At 67.6% G+C, this 23,710-nt stretch carries 14 protein-coding genes; 3 read left to right on the top strand and 11 right to left on the bottom strand.

Going from position 1 to position 23,710, the window contains the following annotated elements:
- Positions 1 to 76: 76 nt before the first annotated feature.
- On the bottom strand, positions 77 to 1,420 hold the full coding sequence (locus Q1M07_RS02950) for a phospholipase D family protein (protein WP_300450474.1): 1,344 nt from the start codon (positions 1,418 to 1,420) through the stop codon (positions 77 to 79).
- A gap of 63 nt (positions 1,421 to 1,483) precedes the next feature.
- On the opposite strand from Q1M07_RS02950, the gene Q1M07_RS02945 reads away from it, so the two are divergent.
- Positions 1,484 to 1,840, top strand: coding sequence for a hypothetical protein (locus Q1M07_RS02945; protein WP_300450471.1), 357 nt, complete (start codon positions 1,484 to 1,486; stop codon positions 1,838 to 1,840).
- 97 nt (positions 1,841 to 1,937) lie between these two features.
- Here the strand turns inward: Q1M07_RS02945 and Q1M07_RS02940 are convergent, their stop codons facing one another.
- Entirely contained in the window at positions 1,938 to 4,892 is a 2,955-nt protein-coding gene (locus Q1M07_RS02940) for a hypothetical protein (protein ID WP_300450469.1), read from the bottom strand.
- Between the two features lie 264 nt (positions 4,893 to 5,156).
- Entirely contained in the window at positions 5,157 to 8,039 is a 2,883-nt protein-coding gene (locus Q1M07_RS02935; protein WP_300450466.1) for a toll/interleukin-1 receptor domain-containing protein, read from the bottom strand.
- Between the two features lie 234 nt (positions 8,040 to 8,273).
- On the opposite strand from Q1M07_RS02935, the gene hrpA reads away from it, so the two are divergent.
- Together hrpA and tmpT are read left to right on the top strand one after the other, a co-directional pair.
- Positions 8,274 to 12,305, top strand: a complete 4,032-nt coding sequence (hrpA, locus tag Q1M07_RS02930) for an ATP-dependent RNA helicase HrpA (RefSeq protein ID WP_300450464.1) — start codon at positions 8,274 to 8,276, stop codon at positions 12,303 to 12,305.
- Positions 12,306 to 12,401: 96 nt separating this feature from the next.
- Positions 12,402 to 13,049 (top strand): thiopurine S-methyltransferase, encoded by a 648-nt coding sequence (gene tmpT, locus Q1M07_RS02925; protein WP_300450463.1) that lies wholly within the window; start codon positions 12,402 to 12,404, stop codon positions 13,047 to 13,049.
- A gap of 192 nt (positions 13,050 to 13,241) precedes the next feature.
- Here tmpT and Q1M07_RS02920 read toward each other — a convergent pair whose 3' ends face one another.
- The 8 genes from Q1M07_RS02920 to Q1M07_RS02885 all read right to left on the bottom strand — a co-directional run bounded on the left by Q1M07_RS02920 (position 13,242) and on the right by Q1M07_RS02885 (position 23,520).
- Positions 13,242 to 16,715 carry an EAL domain-containing protein gene (locus Q1M07_RS02920; protein ID WP_300450461.1) on the bottom strand — a complete coding sequence of 1,158 codons (3,474 nt, stop codon included), beginning with the start codon at positions 16,713 to 16,715 and terminating at the stop codon, positions 13,242 to 13,244.
- A gap of 80 nt (positions 16,716 to 16,795) precedes the next feature.
- Positions 16,796 to 17,194 (bottom strand): hypothetical protein, encoded by a 399-nt coding sequence (locus Q1M07_RS02915; protein WP_300450459.1) that lies wholly within the window; start codon positions 17,192 to 17,194, stop codon positions 16,796 to 16,798.
- Between the two features lie 82 nt (positions 17,195 to 17,276).
- The gene (ubiD, locus tag Q1M07_RS02910) at positions 17,277 to 18,740 is read right to left on the bottom strand and encodes a 4-hydroxy-3-polyprenylbenzoate decarboxylase (RefSeq protein ID WP_300450456.1); all 1,464 of its coding nucleotides are present in this window, start codon (positions 18,738 to 18,740) and stop codon (positions 17,277 to 17,279) included.
- Entirely contained in the window at positions 18,737 to 19,165 is a 429-nt protein-coding gene (locus Q1M07_RS02905) for a cytochrome C (protein ID WP_300450453.1), read from the bottom strand. The genes ubiD and Q1M07_RS02905 overlap by 4 nt, the downstream gene beginning before the upstream one ends.
- The gene (gene ubiA, locus Q1M07_RS02900; protein WP_300450451.1) at positions 19,162 to 20,064 is read right to left on the bottom strand and encodes a 4-hydroxybenzoate octaprenyltransferase; all 903 of its coding nucleotides are present in this window, start codon (positions 20,062 to 20,064) and stop codon (positions 19,162 to 19,164) included. Before ubiA ends, Q1M07_RS02905 begins: the two co-directional genes overlap by 4 nt.
- A 1-nt stretch (position 20,065) precedes the next feature.
- Positions 20,066 to 21,946 carry an MFS transporter gene (locus Q1M07_RS02895; RefSeq protein ID WP_300450448.1) on the bottom strand — a complete coding sequence of 627 codons (1,881 nt, stop codon included), beginning with the start codon at positions 21,944 to 21,946 and terminating at the stop codon, positions 20,066 to 20,068.
- On the bottom strand, positions 21,943 to 23,178 hold the full coding sequence (locus tag Q1M07_RS02890) for an amidohydrolase family protein (protein WP_300450446.1): 1,236 nt from the start codon (positions 23,176 to 23,178) through the stop codon (positions 21,943 to 21,945). The genes Q1M07_RS02895 and Q1M07_RS02890 overlap by 4 nt, the downstream gene beginning before the upstream one ends.
- A gap of 30 nt (positions 23,179 to 23,208) precedes the next feature.
- On the bottom strand, positions 23,209 to 23,520 hold the full coding sequence (locus tag Q1M07_RS02885; RefSeq protein WP_300450443.1) for a metalloregulator ArsR/SmtB family transcription factor: 312 nt from the start codon (positions 23,518 to 23,520) through the stop codon (positions 23,209 to 23,211).
- Between the last annotated feature and the right edge of the window lie 190 nt (positions 23,521 to 23,710).

Genomic DNA, 23,710 nt, shown 5'->3' with positions numbered 1-23,710 from the left:
TCAGGCAACGAGCCAGCCGCAAGTCCGGCAGGCTGCTGGCATCTCGGCCTGCGCGCGACGATTTCCTCGCGCCGTCTCAGCTCAGCGGCGCAGCCGCCAGCTCGTCGCGCGATTCGTCGGCGGAAACGAGGTCGGGCGAGGCCGATTCCGGCAGGATGTCCGCGATATCGATGAAGGTTGGCGGCACCAGCGGCATTTCCTTGGCCACGGCGTCCAGCGCCGCGAAGTCGTGGGGAACGACGAAGCCGGAGCGGGCGGCGGGCGGAGCGAGGAGATTGGTGGTGGCGATGGCGCGCCATGTGGCAGTGAACGCGGTGGCGGGCCAGGTATCGACGTCCGCGGCCGCGCGGCCGAGCAGATGGCGCCACAGGTCGATCCGGAAGCGCTTGACGTGCGAACGCTGGAACCAGCCGACGTTCAGTTCCGTGTCCATCGCGAAGCTGCGGCCATTGGCGTTGGCGGAGCCTATGGTCGCGAATTCGTCATCGACGATGCAAATCTTGCTGTGCACGTAGAGCTGCGGACTGCCGGCGACGTCGGTGAATTTCCTGCGTCGCGCGCGTTGCGGCAGCACCAGCGAGAACACGCCGAAATTCGGTCCCAACGCCGCCTGCAGGCGCTTGAGTTCCTTGATCTGCACGGCCACGGGGTGCAGCGCCTTGGGGTCGGCGGCGGCCAGATCGGTCAGCTCTTCCGGCGCCACCGGAATGACCAGGATCACCTGGAGTCGCGGTGCTTCGGCGTGACGGGCGATGATGGCGTCGGTGAGCGGCGTCGAACGGAAATACTGGTTTTCCAGGTAGACGTATTGCTCGGCCCCGCCGATCGCCCTGGCATAGGCCTCGAAGATGTCTTCGCGCTTGATTTCCGGCACGAACTGCCCGGCCTTGTCGGCGCTGATCGTGCGCAGCACCTGGGCGGCGTCGGTGCCCGGCGTCCGGCCCGTGCGGCGGCCAGGGTCGCGGATCGGGGTCAGCGCAGAGAACGGCAGTTCCCCTTTCGCGGGCATGACGGCCGCGAAGCCGCCGATGCGCGCGCTGAAGGCCAACAGTTCCAGATTCCAGCGCTCGCGGAAGTTGCGTTCGAGGTCGATGACGACGTCGCCTTCCAGGCGCGCGTGCAGGTCGTGCCACGACAGGTCGTTTTCGCCCTTGCGGAAGGGATGGCGGCGCGTCGCGTGCGTCGGATTGTCGAGCGCCAGCGGAGTGATATCCATGCCTCCGCAAAAGGCGACCTCGCCGTCGACGACGCAGGTCTTCTGATGGTGGCTGGCCAGGAACACACGCGTCTCCGGCGTGCCGCTCATCGCGAAGCGGCGTTTCCCTTCGTCCACGTCGATGCTCGACCAGTGGCCCGGCGTGCGTCTATAGCGCGCCAGGGCGGTCACGAACTTCGCTTTGTTGTATTCGGCGACCAGCACCTTTATCTGCTCGGTCAGCGACAGGAAACCCAGGGTGAGGAAGGATGGCGTCAGGAAGAATCCGTGCAGGCTGCCTATGAATTCGAAGTTGGCTCGCCGGTCCGCAGGCAGGCGCGCCCGCAGCCTGGCGAATTCGGAGAGCGCGCTCCAGCACAGGCGGTGATTGCCGGCTTCGAACAAGGGGTCGAAATCGGTCACGATGAGGCGAACGTTGACCGGCTCCGCTTGGGTGAGCACGAATTCGACCAGGTCGAGCCAGGTTCGCCCGCGCGTCAGCTTGCCCACGCCCGCATCGAGCAGCGGCGTCGCGGGCAGAAACACCCAACCCGCGAGCATGACGCTCCGGCGGGCCGCCGCTATCGCGCGTTCGATGGCCGCCAGCGCCGGAGCACGGTCCACCAGCGGTTCGACCAGGCATGAGCGCCGCATCGGCGCGCGGAAAAACGGATCGCTGCTCGCAACCTCGTCCAGAAAATAGCGGTCGGCGGGGCTCTCCCGTGCCATCTTGCCCGCCGCTCTAGGCTTCCGCCTCGACCCAGCGTCCGTCGGCCTCCTGCTGCCACTGCGGCAGCGTGTTGTCCGGGCGCAGCCGTACCAGGGTGGTCGGCAGCGTGACTTCCCAGGGGTCGCCGACCGGAATTTCCACGGACGGCATGCCGCCCAGCGGTGCCACGCCCGCATCGACCGGGTCGGGCCGGCGCTCGGCAATCTCTTCCAGGAAGGCGACAAAATCGTCGCGCGTGACAGCGGGCAATTCGCCGCCATCCCAGATTTCACCCGTCTCGAAAAAGTGCAGCAGAGCCGCTTCCATGCCTGGCGTCGCGGCGAGCCGTATCGTCGCTGCGCCGGCGGCGATGAACTGCGCGTGCAGCGGGTCTTCGCCCTCGGTCAACAGCCGGCCCCAGGTCGACTGGCGCGCCCAGTAGTAGGGCAGGAATTCGTAATCGAGATTGCGCCAGTCGATCACGCTTTCCCAGAAGCGCGCGTAGCGGCCGGCGCGCAGCATGCGGTCGAAATCGAATTCCGCAGCCTGCGGCGACAGCGGCACGGCCGTCGACCTGAAGCGCTGACCGCTCAGCATCATGATCGCGAGGCGTTTCATTTCGTTGCGCTCCAGGATGCGGTTCATGGCCGGGTTGCGCCCTTCGGGGGTGACCCCCTGCGCGGCAGCGAGCGACGCGAGCTTTTCTTCGTATTCGGTCTTGCGCGCGGCGTAGGCGCGCGCCAGCGCCGCGTAGGTGTCGAGCTGCCATTTCTCGAAGCCGTGCGCGGTGCGCACGCAGACGACCGTTACCGTGGCCGCATAGGAGCGCACGTTCACGGCATTGACGGCGACCGGCACCTCGCCTTCGGGCAGGTCCAGCGGATCGTATTGGTCTTCCGTGACAGTGACGCTGCCGCCGTCGACGGCCTGGTGCCGGAAGACGCGCTGGTGCGCGACGAGGATGTCGACGCGGTTGGTCGGGTCGTCGGCCAACGCCGGACCGCCGCCGTCGTCACCGCCGAAATCCGGCGGCAGCGCTGGCGCCACGGGCGGGTCCATGACGATCGCGGCGCGTACCTCGTAGGCACGGTAACCTTCGGGTACGATCAGGTTCGTTTCGGCGGCGTGTTCGACGCGCGTGCCGTCTGGCGAATTGTGGGAAAAGGTGTGCGCGACCGTGCGCCGCTCGGGCGGTGGCGCCTTCACGTCCTCGGCACGATAAGTGGCGACGTGCTGGCGATAGTTGCCCGTAGTGATCTGGTCGGGCCTGATCGTCAGCGGCTTCGGTTGGTTGAGCCCGGCCGGCTTGACGATCTGCGACTTCAGCGCATTGAGGTAGAGGGCCGCCGGCTCCAGCACCGTGCATTCGAGCAGCAGGCGCACGCCATAGTCGTAAATCTGCATCCGATAGACGCGATTGAGCCATTGATAGATGCCGACCGCGTGGCTGTCGCCAGCGCTGTTGTCGAAGCCGTGACTGTTGTTTTCCTCGAATTCTTCGAGCGTGGTACGCGTCTGCTGCGTACGCACGCGATGCGCGACGCGCTTGGCCGTGCTTTCGGTGACCTCGCGCGCATATTCGGTGGCCGAGGATTCCGCCTGTTCGGACGAGGCCGAGGTTTCGAACTGGGTCGAAGCCTCGACCTGCACGAACGGGCCGTAGCCGGCCGACACGGACGCGCCCACATTGAACTGGCGCGTGTTGGCGAGGGTATTTTCGATTTCCGTACGCAGCCCGAAGCGCTCCGTGCTTTGCAGGTCGCGTTCCTCTTCGCTGCTTCTCTCTTCTTCGGTCTGGAAAGTTTCTTCGCTGCGCGTCAGGCGCCGCGTGCTGCGCGACTGCGTTTCGGAGCGCATGACGTTGTGTACGTGGCTGATGTCGGCCGCCTCGTAGCGCAGGAGTTGCTGGCGCACGATGAGAAGCTGGCCCACGCCGGTCGGCCGCAGCGGCCCGACCGTGGTCGGCGGCATCGTTCCCGGATCGACGAACGCCGGGTCGAGCGGAATCGACGGTTGCGCCGCCGGTTGCGGCAGCACCAGCGCGGCGATCGCCGTGCGCGCCTGGTCGCCGTCGCCCGCGTCCACATCGCCGTCGCCGGCAGGCAAGGCCGCCACCAGCGCGGCCCGGGCTCCGTGCAGGGCGTCGATCGCCTCGCCGAACGCGGTCGTGGCGAGGTTGATCCGCTCGCTCGCGAGCAGCGCGCGCGTCGGCGCGGAAAGGCGCTCGCGCGCCCGGGCGGAGAGCACCAGCGCCGCTTGCGCGGCAGGCGTCGTGGCCGTGCGCCGTTCGAGCTGGGTGGCGTTGGCGGAAAGTTCGACCAGGGCACGATCGAGGGCGGAGACGCGGCTTTCGATCTCGCGCCCGGCCCCGGCGGCGTCGCCTTCCTCCGTGGGTTCCTCGGGCGTATCGGTCGGCGGGCCGGCGCGCACGGCAAGCGCCGCGAATTCGACCGGCAGGCTCAGCGTGCGCGCGAGCGCGGCGGACGGGCGCGCGAAGTCGATGCCTTCCGGGTCGCGCGCCAGCCGGCGCAGAAAGTCCGCGCACTGCACGATGCGCGTATAGCGGGCAAGCAAGCCCGCCCGGCCGGCCGAACGCAGTTTCAGGGCGACGACGGCGTCGCGGGCGTTCCGCTCCGCCGCGCCGAAGCGGCGGTTGGCGATGACCGCCGCTGCATCACGGCCGAAGACATCGACGGCCAACGCGTTCGCCGTGGCCACGTCCGCCGGTGGGTGGCGCCGATAGCGCGCAAGGAAGCGCTCGAGCCGCTCGAACTGCGGGTTTTGCGCGGGGTCGCGCGGGACGCTGTCACCCGCGAGCAGCGCGTCGGCGCGCGCCAGTGCGCGCGCCGACGCGTCGGGCTGGCGCAGGTCGTCCAGCAGTTCGCGCATGAAGGGTGTCGAGCCAGTCGAAAACCCCAGATCCAGTCGCTGCCGGCGCGCACGTGGCGCGCGCAAGGCGACGAAGCGAAACAGCTCTTCCGGTTGCATGGCCGTCCTCCTGTCATCTGGCCGCGATGGCGCACGCGGCGCGGAAATCCGGAGCGATGAAGAAATCCTCTAGAAAGCAAGACCACGCGGCAGTCTGTTCGTTCGGCCTTGCCCTTCTCCCAATCGCAAGGTGATCGCGTTGCGATGCCCTCCCGCGACTTCCAACGGCTCCTCGTGCGCGCGTGCTACGAGTCATCCGAGGACGGTAATCCTTGCCATTTGTTCGTTCCGGTTTGCGTGCCCAGGACTCGCCGCGCAAGGCGGCTACCCGTCATCCCGCTCGGCCTGCTGCTCGGCGTCCTGCAGTTCCGGCCGGCGGCGGCCGTAGCCGCATTCGTCGATCAGTTCGCGGGCGAGCTGCAGTTGGGCGCGGTCGCGGAACAGGCGGGCGCGGGTCAGCGCCAGGTCGGCGAGAAACAGTTTCATGCCGCCGCGGCTGGCGAGAGTCTCCACTTCCGCCAGATCGGCGCGGGCGCCGTCGGCGTCGCCGCAGGCGTGGCGCAGCCAGGCGCGCGTGAGCAGGCCGCGGGGAAGTTCGTGCTGCGTTCCGGCGGCGCGCAGGCCGGATACGGCGGCTTCGCATTCGCCGCGGGCGTCGGCGCCGGGGGGCTGGTCTTGCAGCAGGTCGGCGTAGAGGGCACAGCGGGCCAGGGTGAGGTGGTCGAGGGCCTCATCGAGTAGCCCGAGCTTGCCTTTGATCCACTCTAGCGTCTGCGTCGCCCGCTGCGCCACCCCGGCACAGGCCGCCAGCGTCGCCGCATCCCCCGCGCCGCGCCAGGCCGCGCGCTCGGCCGCGGCCAGCAGCCGTTCGCCATACTGGAAGCCTCGCAGCGAATAAAGCAGCGGGTACTCGGGCTGCCATTCGGCCTGCATGCCCTCGGCCTCGGCGAAGCCCTGCCGCGCCAGCTCGCTCTCGCCCTGCTGCTGTCGGGCGTTGGCCAGGGCGGTACGCATGACCATGCGCAAAAACGTATCGCCGCTGCGGTCGGCGTACTCCACCGCGAGTGCCGCCTCCTGCACGGCGGCGTCGATTTGGCCCAGGCTGAGTTGCAGTTCGCTGAGGTTGTTGTAGCTTGCGGCGGCGTTATTCCAGACATTCTGGCGCACGCGCATTTTTGCCCCCGCGCGCACGGGCTCCAGCGCCTCGGCGAGCCGGCCGAGCGCGCGCAGGCGGATGGCGGCTTCGTTGAGCAGCCACGCCTGGTTGGCCTCCTCCAGTTGCGGCACCGGCCGCCGCCAGGGCGGGTCGAAAAAGCAGGCCAACGCCCCCAGGTCGGCGCCGAAGGCGCCGAGCTTCTTGGCGCTGTAAAAGCCGTCGAGCCCGGTGCCCCGCAGGATGCGCTCGCGGTATACCTCGTCGCAGGCCTCCTGGACCAGTCCCGCCTGGCAGCCGTGGGCGACGGCCTGGTAGAGCGGCTGCAGGCCGGCCAGTCCGTCCGGGCGGTACGGGGTGTCGGTCTTGATCTGTTCGTAGAGGCGCCGGTGGCCTTCGCGCCAGGCGGCGGGCAGGTCGTGCCGCAGGCGCTGCGCGAAATACTCGCGCAGCAGCGGATGGGCATCGACGCTGCCGCTGCCGGCGTCGAAACGCAGCAGACCGGCGTGCGCCAGGTCGGCGAGCGTGCCGTGCCAGTCCGGCTCGTCGAGGCCGACCAGCGCTTCGGTGAGCCCGGCGATGGCCGGCGGTTGGCGCAAAGCGGCGAGGTTGGCGCGGCTTGCCGGGCGGTCGAAAAAGCCGACCAGCCGGAGCGCGGCCAGGGCGCGCTCGCCGGCCGCGCCCTCGCGCGTAAACCAGGTTTCGTAGGCGGCGATGGCGCGGAAGGCGTGGCCGCGGTGGGTGCGCTCGTTGGCGCGGGCAAAATCGACCATGTCGCGCTTGCGCGCGTCGCCGCCCCAGGCGCGCGCGAGGTAGCTGCCCAGGAGGGCGAGCGTCAGCGCATGGCCTTCGACTTCCCGGCTCGCCGCCTGCAGTTCGGCGTCGGTGGCGGCGGCGTGCTCGGCGATGGCCGCCGCGCCGGCGCGCCGGACGCCCAGCCTGTACAGCAGCCGGGCGCCGTCGGAATCCACCAGGTTGTCCAGGTCGAGCAGCAGCACGCCGGCATCCGGGCGCTCGGCGTCGCGCGCCCGGTCGGCTAGATCGGCCAGGTGTTCGCGGCTGGTGATCAGGACCAGTCCGCGCTGGCCGCGCGCGGCCAGCCGCTTGAGCAGAGTTTGCACGCCAGGCGCCTTGAGTTCCCCGGCGAGCGCGTGGCCCGGCGGGTATTGCAAGGGCTCCAGGCCGTCCAGGATGAGCAGGCTGCGGTACGCCGCCACGGTGGTAGCCAGTTGTTCGCCCTTGTCCCAGGGCGAGGCGGCAGCCTCTACGGTCACGCCGAAAAATCGGATCGCCGCGTCCAGAAAGCCGTCTTCGGACGCCCGACGGTCTTCGCCGCTGCCCTGGCTGTAGAAGCTCCAGGCGAATACCCGCTTCGCGCCGCGCCAGTTTTCCGCGCGCAGCCTGTCCACCCAGCGCGTCATCAGCGACGTCTTGCCGGTGCCGCCGGGGGCGATCAGTTGCACGATGGGGGTGCGGCCGGTTTCCGCCCAGGCCTGGTCGAGGGCGGCCAGTTCCGCTTGCCGGCCGAGGAAGTGCGGCGCGCCGGCGGGAAGGTGGGAGAGGTCGATTGGTGGCAATGGCGACGCCGGGAAAGCCGGTGGCGCGGCGCCTTGGCCGGCTGCGCCGCCCGGGAACGGCGGCTCACGAGCGGGCTTGAGACGCTTTTCCTGGATGCCGGCGAGCAATTGCGTCTTTGCCCCGGCGGGTTCCAGCCCCACCAGGTCGATGTAGGTGATCGCCGCGAGCAGGCCCGCGGGCGTGCACTCGCGCACGCGCACGGGAATGAGCTGGCGCTGCGCGCCCGTGGGGTCTTGCGCGAAGGCAGCCGCCCATTCTGGCTGGGTGTAGAGCGCGGAAAAGTAGTTTTCGGACAGGACCGCGACAGTGCCGCGCGCTTCCTTGGCCGCGCGGTCCATTTCCAGCACGAAGTTGCCGCCGGCCGCGAAATCCCAGGCCTGGATCACCGTCGAGTAGCCGGCCTCTTCCAACTGCCAGGCGATCCACTCGGCCCAGTCCCTGTCGGCCTGGTTGTACGAAAGGAAGAAGTCTTTCATGCGTCGTGCTGGACCCGGTCGAATCGTCAAGTGAGGCCGCGCAGGCCGGCGCCACGCGGCATTTGGGCAACTCGCCGCCGCCTGCCATCATAGCTTGAAGGGGCGAGCCACAGTGGGGATGCAGGAAGCCGAGGAGCGATTCTCCGGCCAGGGGCGTGCAAGCGCTCCACCCGGCGACGGGGACGATGGCACAATGCGTGCCTCTCGTACCTCTCGCCGCTTGGCGCTCCCTCGATGTCTTCTGCCCCTGTTCGCCCACGCCGCCGGCCCTTCGACGACTGCCTGTCGTCCGATGTCGGCCGTCTGCTGAGTCTCAAGAAGAACGCCGAGCGCAGCGCTGGCGAGAAGCGAACGAAGCTCGAGGCCGACCTCGCGGCGCTGCTGGCGAAGTCGACGACCGCCTGCGCCGAGCGTCGCGCCCGCCTGCCGACGCCCGGGTATTCCGAAGATCTGCCGGTCAACGCGCGGCGCGCGGAGATCGCCCGGCTGATCGACGCGCACCAGGTCGTCATCGTCTGCGGCGAGACGGGCTCCGGCAAGACGACACAGCTCCCGAAGATCTGCCTCGAACTCGGGCGTGGCGCGCGCGGCCTGATCGGCCACACGCAGCCGCGGCGCCTGGCTGCGCGCTCGGTCGCCGCCCGCCTGGCGCAGGAGCTGAAGACCTCGGTCGGGCAGGGCGTCGGCGTCAAGGTCCGCTTCCAGGACCAGACGCGCGACGAAGCCTACCTCAAGCTGATGACCGACGGCATCCTGCTCGCCGAGACGCAGTCGGATCGCCTCCTCTCGAAGTACGACACGATCATCATCGACGAAGCGCACGAGCGCAGCCTCAACATCGACTTCCTGCTCGGCTACCTGAAGCAGCTCCTGCCGAAGCGGCCCGACCTCAAGGTCGTCGTCACCTCGGCGACCATCGACGCCGAACGCTTCGCGCAGCACTTCGCGCAGGGCGGAGACAAGCCGGTGCCGGCGCCGGTGATCGAGGTCTCTGGCCGGCTCTACCCGGTCGAGGTGCGCTACCGACCGGTTACCCGGCCAGACGACGACGTCGAAGCCATGTACGAAACAGCGGGCGAAGAGCGCGACCTCTTCGACGCGATCGCCGACGCTTGCGACGAACTCGCGCGCTTGGGTCAGGGCGACATCCTCGTCTTCCTCCCAGGCGAAAGAGAAATCCGCGAGGCGGCCGAGACCCTGCGCAAACACCACCCGCCGCACACCGAAATCCTGACGCTCTTCTCGCGCCTCACCGCCGCCGAGCAGGACCGCGTCTTCGCCTCCCACACCGGCCGCCGCATCGTGCTGGCGACCAACGTCGCCGAGACCTCGCTCACCGTGCCGGGAATCCGCTACGTCGTCGACACGGGCCTGGCGCGCGTCAAGCGCTACTCGTATCGCAACAAGGTCGAGCAACTGCAGATCGAGAAGATCTCGCGCGCCTCGGCCAACCAGCGCGCCGGGCGCTGCGGCCGCGTCGCCGCCGGCGTCTGCCTCCGCCTCTACGACGAGGCCGACTTCAAGCAGCGCGCGAATTTCACCGACCCGGAGATCCTGCGCTCCTCGCTGGCCGGCGTGATCCTGCGCATGAAGGCGCTCAACCTCGGCAAGGTCGAGGACTTTCCCTTCCTCGAACGCCCCCAGCCGAAGTCCATCGCCGACGGTTACGCGCTGCTGCAGGAACTCGGCGCGCTCGACGCGCGGAACGAGCTGACGCCGACCGGCCGCGAGATCGCTCGCCTGCCGATCGACCCGCGCGTCGCGCGCATGATCGCGGCGGCGAAGCAGTACGGCTGCCTGAAGGAAATGCTGGTCATCGCCAGCGCGCTCTCGGTACAGGACCCGCGCGAACGGCCGCAGGAGAAACAGCAGGCCGCCGACCAGGCGCATGGCTTCTGGATTGGCAAGGCGACCGGGAACGACGGCTCGGCGCCGCCGCGCTCCGAATTCCTGGCCTGGGTGAAGCTCTGGCAATGGTACGCCGAGGCGCTGCAGCACAAGAAGTCGAACCGCCTGCTGGCCGAGGAGTTACGAAGGCGGTTTCTCTCGCCGCTGCGCCTGCGCGAATGGCGCGAGTTGCACGGCCAGTTGCACGGCATGGTCGGCGAGCTCGGCTGGCGCGAAAACGAACAGCCGGCGGATTACGCCAGCGTCCACAAGGCCCTGCTCTGCGGCCTGCTCGGCAACATCGGCTGCAAGAGCGAAGAATCCGGCTACTACCTCGGCGCGCGCGGCATGAAGTACCTGGTACATCCCTCGTCGGCGCTCGCCAAGAATGCCGGCAAGTGGATCGTCTGCGCCGAGCTGGTCGAGACCACCAAGCTCTACGCGCGCTGTGTGGCGCGCATCGAGCCCGAATGGCTGGAGGAAGTCGGCGCCCACCTGATCCGCAAATCGACCTTCGATCCGCATTGGGAGCAGAAACCGATGCAGGTTTCGGCCTGGGAACGCGCGACGCTGCACGGCCTCGTCATCTACGCCAGGCGGCGTATCCACTACGGACCGCTGAACCCGTCCGAGGCGCGCCACATCTTCATTCGCCAGGGCTTGGTTGGCGGTGAGATCGACGAGGTCTACGCTCGGCAGTGGGCGTTCTGGCAGCACAACCGCAAGCTGATCGAGGAGATCGAGAAGCTCGAACACAAGTCGCGCCGGCCCGACGTGCTGGTCGATGACGAACTGATCGCCGCCTTCTACGACGCCCACATCCCCGACGACCCGGCGCTGGGCCTGCACAACGGCGCGGCCTTCGAGCACTGGCGGCGCGAGGCCGAGCGCGCCAACCCGCAGCTCCTGCACCTGCGGCGCGAAGACCTGATGCGGCACGAGGCCGCCGGCATCACGACCGACGCCTTCCCGTCGTCGATCCGCCTCTCCGGCATCGACTACGCGCTCACTTACCACCACGAACCCGGCAGCCCGAAGGACGGCGTGACGCTGACGCTACCCCTCGCGCAGCTCAACCAGATCACCCCGGCGCGCTGCGAATGGCTGGTGCCCGGCCTGCTCAAGGAGAAGGTCGTCCAGCTCGTGAAGACACTGCCGCAGAAGCTGCGCGCCAAGCTGGTGCCGGTGCCCGAGTTCGCGCAGGAGTTCGTCGACTGGATGGACGCCAAGGTCGCCGAAGGCGGCGCCGGCGCCAATCTGCGGCAGGCCGGCGTCGTGCCGGCGCTCGTGCAGTTCATCCTCGACACGCGCGCCCTGCACGCGCGCGGCTGGGCGGTGACGCCGGACGCCTTCCGCCCCGATGCGCTGCCGCCGCACCTGTCGATGAACTTCAAGCTGGTCGATGAGCACCAACGCCAACTCGACCTGTCGCGCAGCCTCACCGACCTGCGCGCCGAGTGGGGTCGCGAGGCCAAGCAGGAATTCGCCGGCCTGCACGAAACGCCGGCGCAGCACGCGGGCGTCACCGATTGGACTTTTGGCGCGCTGCCCGAGCTGATGGAAGTCCAGGCCGGCGGCCAGAGTGTGATCGGTTACCCCGGGCTGTCGGACGATGGCCCCGAGCAGGGCACCGTCACGCTGCGCGTCTACGACTCGCCCGAGGAAGCGAAGGTCGCGCATGCCAAGGGACTGCAACGCCTGTTCCTGATCCACTTCCGCGAGCAGATCAAGTACTTCGCGAAGAACGTGCCCAACCGCACGCCGATGGGCCTGCTGTTCATGGCCCTCGGCACCACCGAGGAACTGAAGCGCCAACTGATCGACCTCGCCTTCGCGCGCGCCTGCCTGGTCGAACCGTGGCCGACCGACGAGGCCGGCTTCCGCCAGCGCTGCGCCGACGCCAAGCCGCGCCTCGGGCTCGTGCTGCAGGAGATCGCGCGCCTTGCGCTCGCCATTCTCACCGAATGGGCGGCTCTGCAAAAGAAGCTGCCGCCCTTCGCCAAGGCGTTTCCTCAGGCCGTCGCCGACATCGAGAAGCAGGTTGGCCGCCTGGTGCACAAGCGCTTTCTTGCCGAGTTGCCCTTCGAGCGCCTGAACCACCTGCCGCGTTACCTGAAGGCCGCACAGATGCGCCTCGACAAGCTGCGCACCAACGCCGCCCGCGACGCCGCGGCGATGGCCGAGTACGGACCGCTGTGGACGCACTACGAGCGCCGCGCCGGCCAGCTCGCCAAGGCCGGTGTGATCGACGAGGAACTCGAGCAGTACCGCTGGCTGCTCGAGGAACTGCGCGTGCAGCTCTACGCGCAGGAACTGCGTACGCCGGTGCCGGTCTCGGTGAAGCGACTGAAGACGATGTGGGAAGGGATGGGGCGGTAGCGGAGCACGAGGGGCCGCGCCAGGGCGCGGCGAATATCAATCCTGGGCGTCGGGCCGGCTTTGGCTGGTCCGGCGACACCTTATGGAGAACGGACGATGGACGCGGATTTCTGGCACGGCAAGTGGGCGCAAAACGAGATCGGGTTTCACGAGAGCGAGGCCAACCCCCTGTTGGTGCGGCACTTCCCGGCGCTCGGGCTGGGGGACGGCGCGCGCGTCTTCGTGCCGCTGTGTGGCAAGACGCTCGACATCCACTGGCTGCTCGACAAGGGCCACCCGGTGGTCGGCGTCGAACTGAGCCCGCTCGCCGTCGAGCAGCTGTTCAGCGAACTCGGGGCCGAACCGGACATCACCTCCTGCGGGCGGCTCCAGCGCTACAGCGTTCCCGACCTCGACGTCTACCTCGGCGACTTCTTCGCGCTCACGGCCGAACTGCTCGGCCTCGTCGACGCGACCTACGATCGCGCCGCGCTGGTCGCGCTGCCGGAACCGATGCGCGGGCGATACGCTGCTCACCTGAGGGCGATCACCGCGTGCGCACCGCAACTCCTGATCTGCTTCGAGTACGAACCCCACCTGATGCCCGGGCCGCCATTCCCGATCTTCGCCGACGAAGTCGCGCGGCATTACCGCGATCACTACACCGTGAGCCTGCTGTCGTCAGAAGAAATCCCGGGAGGCTTCAAGGGGAAAATTCCGGCAAAGGAGAGCGTTTGGCAGCTGGGGCGAGGGCGCGGGTCTTGAGAATGAAGGACGGGCAAAGCTTCGGCGCGGTTTGCCGGGAACCGGGGCGGAGCGACGAGACGTTGCGCAACAGGATCGAGGCGGCGGCGGGAAAAGGCCGGCTCAACGGCGCCGGAGGCCGAATCGTGACGGCTACGGAGACGGCGAGTCCACCCTGGCTGGAAGGAAGCACTACCCGAGGCTGAGGCAAGATCATGGCCGAGACACGGCAGGTTTGGCGTGGTCGCGCACGAAGGCTTCGAACTGCGCTGCCGGGAGCGGTTCGCTGAACAGGTAGCCCTGCGCTTCATCGCAACCCTTGTCGCGCAGAAAAGCCAGTTGTGCCTCGTTTTCGACGCCCTCGGCCAGCGTCTGCAGGCCGAGGTTGCGCGCCAGGCTGATGGTCGCCGCGACGATCGCTTCGTCTTCCGGATCGGCCGCCAGGTCGGCGACGAAGGAGCGGTCGATCTTGAGCTTGTGTACGTGGAAGCGCCTGAGGTAGCTCATCGACGAATAGCCGGTGCCGAAGTCGTCGATCGCCATGCGTACGCCGCGCGCGCGCAGCTTGTCCATCGTCGCGATGGCGGCCAGCGGGTTGTCCATGGCCGCGCTTTCGGTCAGTTCGAGCTCGAGAAACTGCGCCGGCATTTGCTCCTCGTCGAGGATGCACGACAGCCTGTCGGTCAGGTTCGCCTGCCGGAACTGTACCGCCGAGAGGTTGACGGCGACGGTCATCGGCGGCAGGCCGCTGTGCTGCCACTGGCGCGCTTGACGGGCGGCGGCGCGCAGCGCCCATTCGCCGATCGTCAGAATCAGCCCCGACTCCTCGGCGATCGGAATGAACTCGGTCGGCGGGATGGCGCCGAGTTGCGGATGCTGCCAGCGCAGCAGCGCTTCGGCGCCGACCAGCCGGCGGTCGGCGAGGGCGAACTGCGCCTGAAAGTGCAGGTGCAACTCATCCTTGTCGAGCGCCCGCCGCAGGTCGTTTTCGATCTGCAGGTTGCGCGCCGACTTCTCCTGCATCTCGGGCGTAAAGAAACAATAGCCGTTGCGGCCGCGCTGCTTGGCGCGATACATCGCCGTGTCGGCGCTCATCGACAAGGCCTCGAAGCTCTTGCCATCGGCCGGGTAGATGGCGATGCCGACCGACAAGGTGCAGTTCAGCTCATGCTGCTCGATGCGATAGGCAGGCGCCGTGATGTCGAGCAGCTTGGCCGCGACATGCGCTGCACCGTCGGCGTCGGTGTTGGGCAGCAGGACGATGAACTCGTCGCCGCCCAGGCGCGATACCGTGTCCTCGTCGCGCACCGCACGCCGCAGTCGCTCGGCAAGCTGGATCAGCAGCGCGTCGCCGATCCGGTGGCCCAGCGAGTCATTGACGTTCTTGAAGCGGTCGAGGTCCAGGAACATCAGCGCCAGCGCCTCGCGACCGCGTTGCGCACGCGCCAGATCGTGTCTCGCCCGTTCGGCGAGCAGGCTGCGGTTCGGCAGCCCGGTCAGCGAATCGAAATGCGCCAGGCGCTGGATGCTCGCCTCGGCGTCCTTGTGTTGCGTGATGTCGACGATGGTCGCCAGGTAGCCGCCGAGCGTTCCCTGGGCGTCGCGCATCACCGTCACCGCCAGGCGAATGGTGATGCGCCGTCCATCCTTGCGCACCCCGATCATCTCGCGCTCGTCGGCTTCGCCGCTGTTGCGCGCCCGGGCGACCAGGGCGTCGAAACCGGGCTCGACGTGGAAGCCGAGATCCCGGCTCAGCGTCGCGGCCGTAGCGGCGATTTCGTCGCTGTCGTGCCACAGGGTCGGCGTCACCTGGCCGACGACCTCGTCGGCCAGGTAGCCAAAAATGGCTTCGGCGCCGGGGTTGAAGACCGTGATCAGTCCCCGCGGGTCGGTCGCTACGATGCCGCAGGCGGCGTTGGCGAGGACCGATGCCTTGAGCGCTTCGCTGGCACGCAGCGCCTGTTCCGCCTGACCACGCTGGGCGAGGAGGGCGGTGTTTTCGATCGCCACCGCGGCGCTGGCCGCCAAACCCTGCAGCAGACGCGCGTCACTCTCGTCGAAGCCGCCCGGCTTGTCGTGGATCTCGAAGCAGCCGAGCAGATCGCCGTGGCGGCTGACGATGGGCATGTCGAGCAGGTTGTCGAAGCCGATCGCCTGACGAATCTCGGGTACGACCCACGGATCGCTTCCCGCGTCGTTGCTCAGATGGAAGCGGCGCGTCTGCATCACCCGGCCCGGCACGCCGTGGCCGGCAGCGAAGCGGTAGTCGACCGGCAGCCACTGGCCGTTCCGGTAATACTCGGTGAACACCATTTGCCCGGCCGACAAGCGCGCCGCGGCGCCGCCGGTGGCGCGGGTGAGCTTCAGCGCAGCGCCGACGAGCCGCCGCAGGATGACCGGAACGTCGAGCCGGCGGTTGATCTCCTGGCCGGCCGCCGACAGCAGTTCGAGCTGCTCGCTGCGCCGCCGCAGCGCCGCCTCGGCCCACTTGCGTGCGGTGATGTCGCGCGAAAGTACGACGAAGCGCGCTTCCTGACCCTCGCCAGTCGGTTTTCGGGCGACCGACAGCTCGAACCAGTGCTTGCCGCCGGGTAGCGACAGTTCGAACTGTCGGCCGGTCGAGTAGCCGCTTTCCTGGGCTTCGCGCAAGGCCGACAGACAGACGGCCGACGCTTGCTCGGGCAGGACATCGGAAACCCGTCGGCCGATCAGGCGGTCCGGTGCGGCGGCAAGCAGATCGCGGCGCGGCGAATGGCATTCGTAGTAACGACCATCGAGTCCGAGTTCGAACATCGGGTCGGGAATCGCCTCGAGCGTCGCTTTCAGCGTCGTCGTTCGTTGCCGGACGATGCGCCGCAAGGTGACTACCCAGACCAGCAGCAGCACCGCCACCAGCGAGCCAACCAGCAAGGCGTAGCCGAGCAAGCGCGTCGCCGGCGATGAGGCGACCGGGGTGCCCATCCATTTCTGTCGCAAGGCTCGCAATTCGCTGGCGGGAATGGCCGCGTAACCGCTTTCCAGCAGCGCCAGGGTAGAACGATTGCCTTTGTGGACAGCGCGATGGAACTCGCCGGAATAGAGCGTGAAGGCCCGGTTGAACTGGTGCTCGGCCCGCTTGCGATAAAGCAGGTAATTGGCTGGCGGCTCGTCCAGGCAGAAGACCCGGACCTTGCCCTCGACCGCCCCGCGAACCAGATCTTCGTAGCTGGCGAACGGCTGGATGGTGGTCAGGCCGGCTTCGGCGAGCGTGTCGACGCAGGCATCACCCGCCTTCACGCCGACCAGAAAGCCATGCAGGGTGTCGATGTCCACGATGCCGCCGATGCCGGCCTGGCTGTAGATCGACACCGGGATGTTTTCGTAGGGTGGCGAGAAGTCGAGCGTCTTCTCACGTTCCGGTGTCCGGAAAACCGTATCGATGACTTCTGTCTGGCGGTCGGCCATGCGCTGCTGCGCCGTCGCCCAGTCGCTGCCGAGTAGCTCGACGCGAACGCCGGTCTTCGTTTCCCAGAGCCGCCACAGTTCGACCAGATAACCGGTCAGCGCGCCGCTGGCATCGCGAAAGACGTAGGGCGGATAGTTGTCGTCGATGGCTACCCGCAGCAGGCGCGGCGGCGTGGTCTGGTGGGGGCTTTCGCCGGCGGCGCCGGAACTCGTCAGGAGTGCCGCGGTGATTCCGAACAACACGAGAAGACAATACCGCAGCAGGCCCGTGCGGGCAGTCGATCGATGCGACGCTCGGTCGATGGTGGACAGCGGAGTGCCGTTCAGCGACCGACCGGCCGTCGGTCGGCGAGCGCCAGCCAGCCGCGGATGACGCGATAGGCGACCCACAGGCCGAGGATGACGATCAGTACCCAGGCGATCGGGATGCCGATCAGGGTGATCACCAGCAGGCCATAGACCAGCAGCCACAGCAGGGTGAACCAGAAGGTCCGGATCTGCCAGCGATAGTGGCTGTCGAGCCAGCTCCCGGCGACCTCGCCGCGCTTGACGTAGTTGAGAATGACGGCAAGCAGCGACGGAACGCCAAAAACGAAGGCGCCGGCTACCGTCGCCGCGCCGGTCACGCCGATCACCACGGCCAGCGCATGCAGGCCGTAGATGACATGGCACCAGGCGCGTGCGCCGTCAAGGTTGGTGTAGGGAATCAACTGGTCGTTCATCACTTTCTCCAGGATGGTTGGCGCAGCGGCGCGAGCGATCGATCGTCGGTCGCTTGCCGGGGCCGTATCGGCAGTCTGTCACTCACACACCCAAATCGTTCCACAGCGCGTCGATGCGCTGTTTCACGGCGGCATCCATGACGATCGGCGTTCCCCACTCGCGATTCGTCTCGCCGGGCCACTTGTTGGTCGCGTCCAGCCCCATCTTGCTGCCCAGGCCGGCGACCGGGCTGGCGAAATCGAGATAGTCGATCGGCGTATTGTCGGCGATCAGCGTGTCGCGCGCCGGGTCGACGCGCGTCGTCATTGCCCAGATGACCTCTTTCCAGTCGCGTATGTTCACGTCGTCGTCGACCACGATGATGAACTTGGTATACATGAACTGGCGCAGGAAGCTCCAGATGCCGAACATGACGCGCTTGGCGTGGCCGGGGTACTGCTTGCGCAGGCTGACCGTCGCCAGGCGGTACGAGCAAGCTTCGGGCGGCAGATAGAAGTCGACGATCTCCGGGAACTGCTTCTGCAGAAGCGGCACGAAGACTTCGTTCAGCGCGACGCCGAGCATCGCTGGTTCGTCGGGCGGTTTGCCCGTGTAGGTGCTGTGATAGATCGGCTTTGCACGACTGGTCAGACGCTCGATGGTGAACACCGGAAAACGCGCCTGCTCGTTGTAATAGCCCGTATGGTCGCCATACGGTCCTTCGAGCGCGCTCTCGGCCGGATCGATGACGCCCTCGAGAACGATCTCGGCGGACGCCGGCACCTGCAGCTCCGAGCCCAGGCAGTTCACCAGTTCGGTCTTGGCGCCGCGCAGCAGACCGGCAAACTGGTATTCGGAGAGCGTGTCGGGGATCGGCGTGACGGCGGCGAGAATCGTCGCCGGATCGGCGCCGAGGGCCACGGCGACCGGAAAAGGCTGGCCGGGATTGGCCAGGCAGTGCTCGCGAAAATCGAGCGCCCCGCCGCGGTGGGCCAGCCAGCGCATGATCACCTTGTTCGGGCCGATCACCTGCTGGCGGTAGATGCCCAGATTCTGGCGCGTCTTGCGCGGTCCGCGCGTCACCGTCAGTCCCCAGGTGATCAGCGGCGCGGCGTCGCCCGGCCAGCAAAGCTGGATCGGCAGGCTGGCGAGGTCGACGTCGCGGCCCTCGCGGACGATTTCCTGACAGGGCGCCGACGAGCGCAGGCGGGGCGCCATGTTGAGCACCTGTTTGAGGACCGGCAGCTTGTCCCAGGCGTCGCGCAGACCTTTCGGCGGTTCGGGTTCCTTGAGGTAGGCGAGCAGTTTGCCGACTTCGCGCAGCGCCAGCACCGATTCCTGTCCCATGCCCAGCGCCACGCGGCGTGCGGTTCCGAACAGGTTGGCGAGGACCGGTATCGAATGGCCGCGTGGATTCTCGAAAAGCAGAGCCGGGCCCGCGGCGCGCAGAACGCGATCGCAGATTTCGGTCATCTCGAGCCGCGGGTCGACCTCGACGCCGATACGCCTGAGCTCGCCCAGGGCTTCGAGTTGCGCGATGAAGTCGCGCAGGTCGTGGTACTTCATCGAATCCGGTACGAATAGTGGCAGGCGACGCAGGCGGCGGTCAGTGAAGGCAGCGCGGCGATCGTTCGCTCGCGGTCGCCGCTCGCCGCGAGGCGCGCAAACTCGCTTGCCGCCTGGTGGCCGTCGATGCCGAGGCGGTGCATGGCGGGTGGCATGTGCGGCCCCGGACGGGCGTCGAAGGGCTGCTGGCGATGCTTGCCCATGGCTGACAGGCCCAACTCCTTCTCGGCCATCTCGCCGGCTTCCTTGAGCTTGCCGGCCACCACCAGCCCGAGAATCTCGTTCAGCGCCAGCAGGCTGGCGCGCATTTCGCTGCGCAGGTTGGCGTCCGCCGCGGCCGGCATGGCTACCAGTTGGCGCGTGTCCTCGGCCGCCTGCGGAGCGCCGGCAAACAGCGCCAGCCAGGCGGGAAGCAGGATTTTCATGCAAACAGTCCTTTCGCAACGGAGAAATCGATGGCGATGCCGGCAAAAACGCTGGCACCCAGCCAGTTGTTGTGCAAGAAAGCCTTGAAACAGCGTTCGGGAAGGCGGTGCCGGATCAGCGTGTAGTGATAGGTGGCGATCGCCGCCGCGCCGGCCAGTCCGCCGTAGAAGAAGCCGCCCAGACCGATGCGCGTGCCGATGGCGGCGAGCAGCCCGAGCGCCAGGGCGTAGCAGATCATCACCGCCGCCACGTCGGCCTGGCCGAAAGTGATGGCCGACGTCCGGATGCCGATCTTGAGATCGTCGGCCCGGTCGACCATCGCGTATTCGGTGTCGTAGGCGATCGCCCAGAAGACGTTGGCCAGCAGCAGCCACCAGGCTTCCGTCGGCACCCTGCCGAGTTGCGCCGCATAGGCCATGGGAATGCCGAAGCCGAAGGCGAGGCCGAGGTAGGCCTGCGGCACGGCGAGAAAGCGCTTGGTGAACGGGTAGCTGGCGGCGAGGAACAGCGCGGCGGCGGAAAGTCCGACCATCAGCCAGTTCCAGAAGAGCAGGACGAGCAAAAAGGCGAGGACGATCAGGACGCCAAAGAGCAGCCAGGCTTCCCTGACCGATACCTGACCGGCGGCGAGGGGCCGGTTGCGGGTGCGCGCCACGTGCGGATCGAAATCGCGGTCGGCGAGATCGTTGATCACGCAGCCAGCCGAGCGCATCAAAACCGTTCCGAGAACGAAGATCCAGGCCACCAGCCAGTTCGGTTCGCCGCGTGCCGACAGCCAGAGCGCCCAGAGCGTCGGCCAGAGCAGCAGCAGGATGCCGATCGGCCGGTCGAGGCGCATCAGTTTTTCGTAGCGGTCGATCCGCTCGCCCAGTCTTGACCAGGTTTCCATGCCGGTCATTCTAACGCCAGTCGCCGCGCAGGCTGGCGACGATCGCTTGCAGATGCTCGGGAGTCGCCGCTTCCGGCGTCACCGGCGCGCCGACGGTCAGCGCGATTTGCGAGAACATTCCGCGGCGCAGCGGCTTGCTCATCGCCGGCCCGTCCTTGCGGCTGAAGAAGCTGCCCCACAGACCTTGCAGTGCCATCGGAATCACAGGCACCGGAGTGCGTGTGACGATGCGCTGCACGCCGGGGCGGAAGGGATAGAGTTCGCCGGTGTCGGTGATCCTGCCTTCCGGGAAGATCGCCACCAGTTCGCCCGCGGCGAGCGCGCGCGCCACTTCTTCGAAGGCCGCTTCCATCATCGCCGGATCTTCCTTGGCAGGCGCAATGGGGATGGCGTGCATGTGGCGGAAAACGACGCTGATCAGCGGGCGGCGGTAGATCCGGTGGTCCATCACGAAGCGGATCGGTCGCCGGCTGGCGGCTGCGATGACCAGCGGATCGACGAAACTGACGTGATTGCAGATGAGAACCGCCGCCCCTTCTTCGGGAATGTTCTGCAGCCCCTTCTGCTGCAGGCGGTAAACCGAGTGGACGAGCAGCCAGGCAATGAAACGCAGCATGAACTCGGGAACCAGACTGTAGATGTAGACCGCCACGGCCGCATTGCACACCGCGGCGACGCCGAACAGCGCGGCAATCGACAGACCGTCGCCGAGCAGCCCGGCGGCGGCCAGCGAGCCGACGACCATGAACAAGGCATTGAGGATGTTGTTGGCGGCGATGATCCGCGCGCGCTGCTCCGGCGCACTGCGGATCTGGATCAGGGCGTACAGCGGGACGATGAAGAAGCCGCCGAACAGACCCAGCGCGAAAAGATCGAACAGGACGCGCCAGGTTCCGTACAGCGCGAGCAGCCCGCTCAGTGCCAGCGGTGCGCCGGCTGGCAGCAGGTCGGGCGAGGCGAACGCCAGGTCGATGCCGAAGATCGTCAGGCCGATCGAGCCGAAGGGTACCAGGCCGATTTCGATGTGTCCGGCCGACAGCCGCTCGCAGAGCAGCGACCCGAGGCCGATGCCGATCGTAAACACCGCGAGCAGGAGCGTGACGGAGCTTTCGCTGCCGCCCAGGACGTTCTTCGCGTAGGCCGGAAACTGCGCCAGGAACAACGCGCCGTAGAGCCAGAACCAGGAGATGCCGAGAATCGACAGGAAGACTGTTCGGTTCTCGCGCGCGAAGCCGATATTGCGCCAGGTTTCCGACAAGGGGTTGAGGTTGACCACCAGGCCTGGCGCCGGCGCCGGTGCTGCCGGAATGCCCCGGCTGGCCAGGTAGCCGAGAACGGCGACCAGCAGTCCGGCGTAGGCAACCCAGGTTGGATGATCGGCCGCGCCGGCCAGCAGGCCGCCGGCGAGCGTGCCGATCAGGATGGCGACGAATGTGCCGGCTTCGACCAGCGCGTTGCCGCCGACGAGTTCGTTTTCGCGCAGATGCTGCGGCAGGATCGCGTACTTTACCGGCCCGAACAGCGTCGAATGCAGGCCGAGCAGAAACAGCGCGCCGAGCAGCAGCGGCAGGCTGTGTGCCGAGAAACCCAGCCAGGCGACGCCCATGATGACGATTTCGAGCAGCTTGACGAGGCGCGCCAGCTTGGCCTTGTCGTACTTGTCGGCGAGTTGCCCGGCGGTGGCGGAAAACAGGAAGAAGGGCAGAATGAAGATGCCGGCGGCCAAGTTGGTCAGGACCTCGGGCGGGATCGCCGTCCACTTTGCCGCCTGGAAGGTGAGCAGGACGATCAGGGCGTTCTTGAACAGGTTGTCGTTGAAGGCGCCGAGAAACTGCGTGCCGAAGAAGGGGGCGAAGCGGCGGGTCTGGAGCAGACCAAATTGGGAACTCATACGGTCTTCCTTTCGAAGAAGGCGCGTGTTTCGAAGACGGTCGGGGAAAAGCGCTGACCGCGCGACGACAGATGTCGCTTGAGGACGAAGTCGAAGAGCAGCGGATTGTGCTGCCTGATGCGCTCGAGTACCGCCGCCGCCGGGGCCGGCAGCAGGCCGCGGGCGGCGAATTCGTCGGGCGAAATCAGCGGCACGATGCCAGGCAAGGGATAGTCCGAACCGTTGAGCAGGCGCGGATGCCATTCGCGGCGCTCGAGCAGGACGCGCAGTGTCTCTTCGCTGCGATTGCGTTGCGTCAGCGCCGAGATGTCGCCGAACAGCCGTTTTTCGTAACGCGCTTCGCCCATCAGGCGGGCAAAGAGGTCGAAACAGGGAACGAGCGTCCCGCCGCGGTCGAGGTCGACGGCGCTGCCGAGCGAAGCGCAGTGCGCCACCACCACCCGTACGCCGTGGTCCAGCGCGCGCCGCAGGAGCAGCGGATTGCCCAGCGCCTGCTGGTCGCCGCCATGCACGGCTTTTTCCTCGCCGGCGTGGCTGATCAGTGGCAGGTCGTGGCTGGCGAGCGCGGCGTAGAAGCGGTCGCAGAGTGGCGACGAGGGGTCGATTCCCATCGCCGGCGGCAGCCACTTCAGCGCCCGCGCGCCGCCGGCGACGGCGGCCGCCAGCTCGTCGACGCAGTCGGGACGATACGGATGGATCGACGCCGCCCATTCGAAGTACCGCGGGTGGCGCGCGGCGACGGCGCGCGCGTAGGCGTTGGGCGTGTAGAACGAACTCCGCTCGGGATCGGCACGGCCGTCGGCCGTGTGGTAGCGGTCGAAGGCGAAGAGCAGCAGCCGGGCTCCCGGCCGCAGACCGTCGACCAGGTTCTGCATCCGCTCGACGTAGCTTTCGTCCACCTGTCCGGGAGCGTCATGGACGCAGCCGGCGTTGAGATAGAACAGGCGCTGCGCGTATTGCAGCGGGTGGAAAAGGCTTTCCATCTGCGGATTGATTTCGATGCCGCTACCCGAATCGCCGGTGCCCACCAGATGCACGTGGCAATCGAGGAAGCGTTGCGCGCTGATGCCGGACCAGGCTTCGGCGACCAGATCGTCCACCGCCGCGCTCTGCGGCAGACTCGCCAGGCAGCTATTGAAGACGGTCGGCGAGCGATCGGCGACGAAGGCCGACAGCCCGACGCCGCCCAGCGCCAGACCACCGAGCAGCAGCCGACGACGCCGCGGGCTCATCTCATTTCCAGGCCGCAGACGAGGCTGGCATCAGACCGATTCCTGCAGGTAGCCGAGAACGCGGCTCAGGCAGTCTTCGAGGAAAGCCTTATTCACCCAGAAGAAGACCTCCTTGCCGACCTTTTCCGAGCACAACACCTGCGCTTCGCGCAAGGTCTTGAGATGATGCGAAACGGTCGATCGCGCGAGCGTGGACACCTCGGCTATCTGCCCGACGTTCAGACGCTCGCCGTCCTCGAACAGCAGCACGATGCGCTGCCGGTGCTCGTCGCCGAGCGCCGCAAAAACCTTCGACATGGCCTGCCACTCCGCCGGAATCGTCCGGCCGTAATCACGCCGCATGCTTTCCCTTTCCAACCCGAGAGTGTTGTCGCTGCGCCGCTCCGCGGGCTTCATGCGTTGGCTTGGCGCCGCGCCGGCCGCCATCCTCGCCGACCACTGCGCGGCCGCACCAGCCGATCAGCATAACTCCACTCAAAAACGTATCGACCAGTGTAGGTGTATCGATATAGAAGTCAAGCCTCACCGTCGT

This window comes from Accumulibacter sp. (assembly GCF_029255285.1).
Lineage (GTDB): Bacteria > Pseudomonadota > Gammaproteobacteria > Burkholderiales > Rhodocyclaceae > Accumulibacter.
The sequence above is the reverse complement of the archived record's forward strand: the minus strand, read 5'-3'. Positions and strand labels throughout refer to the sequence as shown.

Coding starts and splice junctions, on each gene's coding strand:
- Q1M07_RS02940 (WP_300450469.1), bottom strand. CDS start 4,892: ATGCAACCGGAAGAGCTGTTTCGCTTCGTCGCCTTGCGCGCGCCACGT.
- Q1M07_RS02935 (WP_300450466.1), bottom strand. CDS start 8,039: ATGAAAGACTTCTTCCTTTCGTACAACCAGGCCGACAGGGACTGGGCC.
- hrpA (WP_300450464.1), top strand. CDS start 8,274: ATGTCTTCTGCCCCTGTTCGCCCACGCCGCCGGCCCTTCGACGACTGC.
- tmpT (WP_300450463.1), top strand. CDS start 12,402: ATGGACGCGGATTTCTGGCACGGCAAGTGGGCGCAAAACGAGATCGGG.
- Q1M07_RS02915 (WP_300450459.1), bottom strand. CDS start 17,194: ATGAACGACCAGTTGATTCCCTACACCAACCTTGACGGCGCACGCGCC.
- ubiD (WP_300450456.1), bottom strand. CDS start 18,740: ATGAAGTACCACGACCTGCGCGACTTCATCGCGCAACTCGAAGCCCTG.
- Q1M07_RS02905 (WP_300450453.1), bottom strand. CDS start 19,165: ATGAAAATCCTGCTTCCCGCCTGGCTGGCGCTGTTTGCCGGCGCTCCG.
- ubiA (WP_300450451.1), bottom strand. CDS start 20,064: ATGACCGGCATGGAAACCTGGTCAAGACTGGGCGAGCGGATCGACCGC.
- Q1M07_RS02895 (WP_300450448.1), bottom strand. CDS start 21,946: ATGAGTTCCCAATTTGGTCTGCTCCAGACCCGCCGCTTCGCCCCCTTC.
- Q1M07_RS02890 (WP_300450446.1), bottom strand. CDS start 23,178: ATGAGCCCGCGGCGTCGTCGGCTGCTGCTCGGTGGTCTGGCGCTGGGC.
- Q1M07_RS02885 (WP_300450443.1), bottom strand. CDS start 23,520: ATGCGGCGTGATTACGGCCGGACGATTCCGGCGGAGTGGCAGGCCATG.